The sequence below is a fragment of the Streptomyces sp. S3(2020) genome (assembly GCF_013044505.1).
Lineage (GTDB): Bacteria > Actinomycetota > Actinomycetes > Streptomycetales > Streptomycetaceae > Streptomyces.
In genome coordinates this window covers 1-509 of sequence record NZ_JABERD010000568.1, presented here as the reverse complement: position 1 = coordinate 509, position 509 = coordinate 1, and the positions used below count along the sequence as shown (strand labels likewise).

The window sequence follows — 509 nt, the reverse complement described above, 5'->3', positions numbered from 1 at the left end:
CCTCCCGGCGTGGTTCAGCGCCCGCGGGTACCTCCCCGGCGGCTGCGGTGGAAGCGCTGCTGGGGCAGCTGCGCACCCGCTCGCGCTGGTTGCTGGTGTTCGACAACGCCGAAGACCCCGATGCCCTGGCCCCGTTCTTGCCCGGCGGCCCGGGGCATGTGCTGATCACGTCCCGCAATCCGCACTGGCACACCCACGCTGTCCCGCTCGATGTGGACACCCTCTCCCGTGCCGAGTCGGTGGCGTTGCTGCGTGCGCAGGGCGCGGGGCTCTCCGATGCGGACGCCGATCACATCGCCGATACCCTGGATGACCTTCCCCTGGCGCTGGCCCAGGCGGCTGCCCTGCTGACGATGCATGGCCTGTCGGCTGCGGATCTGAGAGCCGAGCTGGTACGCAGCACCGCGGAGGTGCTGGCAGAGGACCCGCCGGATGGCTATCCCGTGGCGCTGGCGGCGCGGGTCCGGCCTGTCCCTTTAACCCCTCCCACCCCGCCGACGGAGAGCATA

The 509-nt window shown here is 71.3% G+C and carries 1 pseudogene; it reads left to right on the top strand.

Annotated features, from left to right (window positions below):
- Nucleotides 1-47: 47 nt before the first annotated feature.
- Nucleotides 48-509, top strand: a pseudogene (locus tag HLK59_RS50370) (hypothetical protein); the annotation flags it as partial.